We start from the raw sequence: 5,252 nt of genomic DNA, 5'->3' as shown, positions 1-5,252 counted from the left end.
TAATAATGGGAAATTTTATGGCTATTCGGGTTAGCGTGTGCTGTGCAAACCGATTCGGTTGCCTTCTGTATCTTCGATAAATGCTGCAAAGCCGTTGGCAATGCGGAATTTCTCTTGTAACAGTTTGCCGCCTGCTGCAACGGCTTTATCTGCTGTTTCTGCACAATCCGGGCAATTAAAGAAAATGGTTGTACCACCGTGGCCGGGCTGGGCGTTGCTGTCATGCCAAATCATGCCGGCCGTACCGTGTTGGGTGTAATCGGCTGGGAAAATGATGAAACGGAATCCGTTGCCGCCAACGTCTTGCAGGGGCTTGTCGAATACGGATTCGTAAAAGGCTTTGGCGCGATCCAAATCATGAGCGTGAATACCAAACCAGCTTGACGGATTACTCATTGTTTCTTCCTTTGCTTGGAATCATGAAAATTTCTGAACAAGTAATAAGGTATCAGGCCGTCTGAAACGGAGTCAGGAGCTTCAGACGGCCTGATTTACCGAATTATTCGGTAGCGGCTTCAATTTTGTTACCAACATGGCTCATGCCGCGGCCCACTGCATTGCCGCCTTTTTTAACGGCTTCGCCGGTTTTTTCGGCAATGTTTTCAGCAGTTTCTTTGGTTTTATCGGCTACGCGCTCGGCAGTCTCTTTGGTTTTGTCCCAATTGCGGTTGGCATCGTTTTTTGCGCCGGACCAAGTGCTGGAACAAGCTGACAGGATGAGGGCTGCGGCAGCCAATGCAAACAGTTTTTTCATACTAGATTCCTTTCGAGTTATCAATGATTGAGAAGGTTTTCGGACGTTTTGCGCAATAGGAAAACTTACTTGAGCAAGGTATTGTTTCAGACGGCCTGATCAATAAAGGCCGTCTGAAAATACTTTAAGCCATAGTGCGGATGTCGGTAAAGTGGCCGGTAACCGCGGCTGCGGCTGCCATGGCAGGGCTGACGAGGTGGGTGCGTCCGCCGTTGCCTTGACGGCCTTCAAAGTTACGGTTGGAAGTGGAGGCGCAACGTTGTCCCGGGGTCAGACGGTCGGCATTCATGGCGAGGCACATAGAGCAACCCGGCTCGCGCCATTCAAAACCGGCTTCGATAAATACTTCGTGCAAGCCTTCTTTTTCGGCCTGTTCTTTAACCAAACCGGAGCCGGGAACAATCAATACGCGTTGTACATTGTCCGCTTTTTTACGGCCTTTGGCGATGGCGGCGGCTTCGCGCAAATCTTCGATACGGCTGTTGGTGCAAGAACCGATAAAGACGATATCGACAGGGATTTCGTTTAATGGTGTACCGGCTTCCAAGCCCATGTATTCAAGGGCGCGTTCCATGCCGCTGCGTTTGACCGGATCGGCTTCTTCGGCAGGATTAGGTACTTTGCCGCTGATGTCCAAAACCATTTCAGGCGAGGTGCCCCAAGTTACTTGAGGTTCGATGTCTTCGGCTTTGAAGTGGTATTCTTTATCGAATACGGCGCCTTCGTCAGACACCAGCGTACGCCAGTATTCGACGGCTTTGTCCCACGCTTCGCCTTTGGGTGCGAAAGGTTTGCCTTTTACATAGTCGATGGTGGTTTGGTCGACGGCAACCATGCCTGAGCGCGCACCGGCTTCAATCGCCATATTGCACAGGGTCATGCGGCCTTCCATAGAAAGGCTGCGGATGGCTTCGCCGCCAAACTCGATGGCGTAGCCCGTACCGCCGGCCGTACCGATTTGGCCGATGATATAAAGTGCTACGTCTTTGGCGGTAACGCCGGGTTTCAGACGGCCTTCAACGGCAATCAGCATGGATTTGGATTTTTTTGCGGTAATACATTGGGTCGCCATGGTGTGCTCGACTTCGGAAGTGCCGATACCGTGCGCCAATGCGCCGAATGCGCCGTGGGTGGAAGTGTGCGAGTCGCCGCAGACAACGGTCATGCCGGGCAGGGTAGCGCCTTGCTCCGGGCCCATAACGTGTACGATGCCTTGGCCTTTATCCATAAACGGAAAGTAGGCGAGTGCGCCAAACTCTTTAATGTTTTTGTCCAAAGTATCGATTTGCAGTTTGGAAATCGGATCTTGGATACCTTTGTCCCAGTCGCCGGTCGGGGTGTTGTGGTCGGCTGTAGAGACCACGCTGTCGATACGCCAGAGTTTGCGGCCGGCCATTTTCAAGCCTTCAAATGCTTGCGGGCTGGTTACTTCGTGAACCAGGTGGCGGTCGATGTAAAGCAGGACAGTGCCGTCTTCTTCTTCGCGGACGACGTGGCTGTTCCAAAGTTTATCGTAAAGGGTTTGTGCGCTCATGATGAGTATTCTTTGCTATTGTTAGGTATGAATGATGGTTTGCGTTTATGGGCGGATTTTAGGCTTTTTATAGGGGCTGTGCAATAGAAATTTGTCCAATTTTTAAAATTTGTCACAAAGTTTCAAAAACACTTATCAAAAATTAGACAAATTGTAGAATTGTTGACAAAAAGATGCATCTTATCTGAAAGAATGCTTGTCGAAATGCACTAAAAAGTTCTATCATTCTCACTCAACATCCACACTTACCAAGAGGTATAGAGAATGAAATTACCGGTAATGGCTGCCGAACATCTGTCGCAACTTCAGGCGTTTGAAGCGAAAATCTTGTGCAACCACGCCAAAATCGAAGCATGGTTCCGTTCGCATTGGAACGAACACCGTCCGCCGTTTTATGGTTCGGTTGACATCCGTAATGCCGGTTACAAAATTTCATCCATCGATATGAACCTGTTTCCGGGCGGCTTCAATAATTTGAATCCCAACTTTATCCCGCTGGCGGCGGTTGCCGCACAAGATGCGGTACAGCGTGCCTGTGAAACGGCAAAATCCGTATTGATTATTCCCGAAAACCATACCCGCAACACGTTTTACCTGCAAAACGTTTACGCACTCAGCGAGATTTTGCGTTCGGCAGGGTATGAAGTCCGTTTGGGCAGCCTGAATCCGGAAGTTACCGAGCTGACCGAGTTTGAAACCGCGCTGGGCGATAAAATCCTGCTGGAACCTTTATTGCGTACCCGCGAGCGCGTCCATCTTGCCGACGGCTTCTCGCCTTGCGTAGTCTTGTTGAACAACGACTTGTCCGCGGGTGTTCCCGACATTCTCAAAGGCATCAGCCAAACCGTATTGCCTCCGCTGCACGGCGGTTGGACGACGCGCCGTAAAACAGAACATTTCAGCGCATACAATCAAGTCGCCGCCGAATTTGCCAAGCTGATTGACATCGACGAATGGCAGATTAACCCGTATTTCGAAAAAATCGGCGGTTTGGACTTCCAAGAACGCGAAGGCGAAGACGCGTTGGCGGAAGCGGTAGAGCGCGTGCTGGCGAAAATTCAAGCCAAATACGACGAATTGGGCATTACCGACCAGCCTTTCGTGATTGTCAAAGCCGACGCAGGTACTTACGGCATGGGCGTGATGAGCGTCAAATCCGCTGACGAAGTGCGCGGGTTGAACCGCAAAAACCGCAACAAAATGGCGAAGGTGAAAGAAGGCTTGGAAGTCAGCGAAGTGATTGTCCAAGAAGGCATTTATACCTATGAAACCATGAACGGCGCCGTGTGCGAACCCGTCGTTTATATGATGGACCGTTTCGTTATCGGCGGCTTCTTCCGCGTACATGAAGGCCGTGGTGCAGACGAAAACCTCAATGCAGGCGGTATGGTGTTTGTTCCGCTGTCCAACAGCATCCCCACCGGCAGCGGCGACAATTCCCAAGAAGCGCCTGAAGCCTGCAAACGTGTATTTGAACAATGGGATTCGCTCGGTATGCCGCGCTCTGAAAAAGACTGCGACGTGGACAACGAACACAACCGCCTCTATGTTTACGGCGTAATGGCGCGCCTGTCCTTGCTTGCCGCTGCATTGGAGCTGGAGAAAACCGCGCCTCAAGCCTAATAAAGCCTAATAAAGCGTTGATCGATATTGTCAGGCCGTCTGAAAATCAGTTTTCAGACGGCTTTTTCTGTCTGTACAATTCATTCTAACTAAAAAACATGATTTATCTTTATGAGCAAACCAGCCAATCCAGTTGAAACAACCGACACTTTGCAAGACCAAGCCATGCAGCGCAGCAATACCGACAATGCGCCGCGCTCTGCTATTCATCAAACCCTGTATTCCGCCGATACCTTTGTTCAGCATGATTATCTTGCCGGAAAAAACTTGCCCGATATTACCCGTCCGCAAGAAGGCCAAATCAACTGGCTGCATTTTGTCGGCATCAATGATGTCGCCTTGCTCAAACACGCGCTTGAGCCTTACGGCATCCATGAGCTGGTTATCGAGGATATTCTCAGCCGCAAACAGCGTCCGAAAATCGAAGACTACGGCAGCTATGTTTTTACTGCCGCACAGGTTTACCACTATGCTTCCGCAGGCAAGCTCCATTCCGACCAAGTGTATGTGATTATCGGCAAAGATTTTGTGTTGTCTTTCCAACAAAAACCGTTGGGCTTGTTCAGCCATCTCCGCCGGCAGATGCACGAAAATCCGCACAATATTTTGAACAAAAACACAGCGTTTCTTGCTTATTGCCTGCTTGACCGTATTGTGGACGACTATTTTATCGTCTTGGAAGAGTATAACAACCGCGTCGAAGCCATAGACAAATCCTTGTTTAAAAACGAAAACAGCGACATTCTCGGCAAAATCCACCGCCTCAAGCGCGATGCCGTCCGTCTGCGGCGCACGCTTTTACCATTGCGCGATGTGTTCTACCAACTGACCGTGCGCGGCGATTTTGCTATTTTCAAAGGCGAATCGACCGTCTATCTGCGCGACGTGTACGACCACAATATGCAGCTTATCGAATCGCTTGATGCCTCGCGTGATATGGTGTTGAGCATGATGGACATTTATCTTTCCTTCCAATCCAACCGCATGAACCAGCAAATGCGCGTGTTGACGGTTATCACCATCATCTTTATGCCGCTGACCGTCATCACCGGCATCTACGGCATGAACTTCGACAATATGCCCGAACTGCATTGGCATTACGGCTATTTCATGGTTTTGGGTGTGATGCTGTGCATCATCATCGGACTGCTGATTTTCTTTTCGCGTAGAAAATGGCTGTAAACGGGTAGGGCAAGGGGTTGAAAGTCAACGTTTAAAAACGGTAGAATGATTTTGCACACGTGCAGTCTGAAGTTTTCAGACAATTTAAAAATAAATATCAAAAGGAGAAGAAACTATGAAACCGGAACGCCAACTACCTTCCCATGAACTGATCATGTC

General features: G+C 49.7%; 5 protein-coding genes. 2 read left to right on the top strand and 3 right to left on the bottom strand.

The window, feature by feature from the left end:
• Window positions 1-30: 30 nt before the first annotated feature.
• From ACTHUT_RS13495 to leuC, 3 genes are all read right to left on the bottom strand, one after another.
• The gene (locus tag ACTHUT_RS13495) at window positions 31-396 is read right to left on the bottom strand and encodes a VOC family protein (RefSeq protein ID WP_049329051.1); all 366 of its coding nucleotides are present in this window, start codon (window positions 394-396) and stop codon (window positions 31-33) included.
• A 103-nt stretch (window positions 397-499) separates the two neighbouring features.
• Complete coding sequence (locus tag ACTHUT_RS13490; protein ID WP_049329052.1) at window positions 500-754, bottom strand: hypothetical protein; 255 nt, start codon at window positions 752-754, stop codon at window positions 500-502.
• A 124-nt stretch (window positions 755-878) separates the two neighbouring features.
• Entirely contained in the window at window positions 879-2,288 is a 1,410-nt protein-coding gene (gene leuC, locus ACTHUT_RS13485) for a 3-isopropylmalate dehydratase large subunit (RefSeq protein ID WP_250600455.1), read from the bottom strand.
• 264 nt (window positions 2,289-2,552) lie between these two features.
• Between leuC and gshA the strand changes: the two genes are divergently transcribed.
• Entirely contained in the window at window positions 2,553-3,911 is a 1,359-nt protein-coding gene (gene gshA, locus ACTHUT_RS13480; RefSeq protein ID WP_250600457.1) for a glutamate--cysteine ligase, read from the top strand.
• A 111-nt stretch (window positions 3,912-4,022) separates the two neighbouring features.
• Complete coding sequence (gene corA, locus ACTHUT_RS13475) at window positions 4,023-5,093, top strand: magnesium/cobalt transporter CorA (RefSeq protein ID WP_250600459.1); 1,071 nt, start codon at window positions 4,023-4,025, stop codon at window positions 5,091-5,093.
• Window positions 5,094-5,252: the final 159 nt, after the last annotated feature.

The sequence above is a fragment of the Neisseria sp. P0022.S010 genome (assembly GCF_051956635.1).
The sequence above is the reverse complement of the archived record's forward strand: the minus strand, read 5'-3'. Positions and strand labels throughout refer to the sequence as shown.

What these genes read in the sequence shown, in the direction of transcription:
- ACTHUT_RS13495 (WP_049329051.1), bottom strand. Translation starts at nt 396, where the DNA reads ATGAGTAATCCGTCAAGCTGGTTTGGTATTCACGCTCATGATTTGGAT.
- ACTHUT_RS13490 (WP_049329052.1), bottom strand. Translation starts at nt 754, where the DNA reads ATGAAAAAACTGTTTGCATTGGCTGCCGCAGCCCTCATCCTGTCAGCT.
- leuC (WP_250600455.1), bottom strand. Translation starts at nt 2,288, where the DNA reads ATGAGCGCACAAACCCTTTACGATAAACTTTGGAACAGCCACGTCGTC.
- gshA (WP_250600457.1), top strand. Translation starts at nt 2,553, where the DNA reads ATGAAATTACCGGTAATGGCTGCCGAACATCTGTCGCAACTTCAGGCG.
- corA (WP_250600459.1), top strand. Translation starts at nt 4,023, where the DNA reads ATGAGCAAACCAGCCAATCCAGTTGAAACAACCGACACTTTGCAAGAC.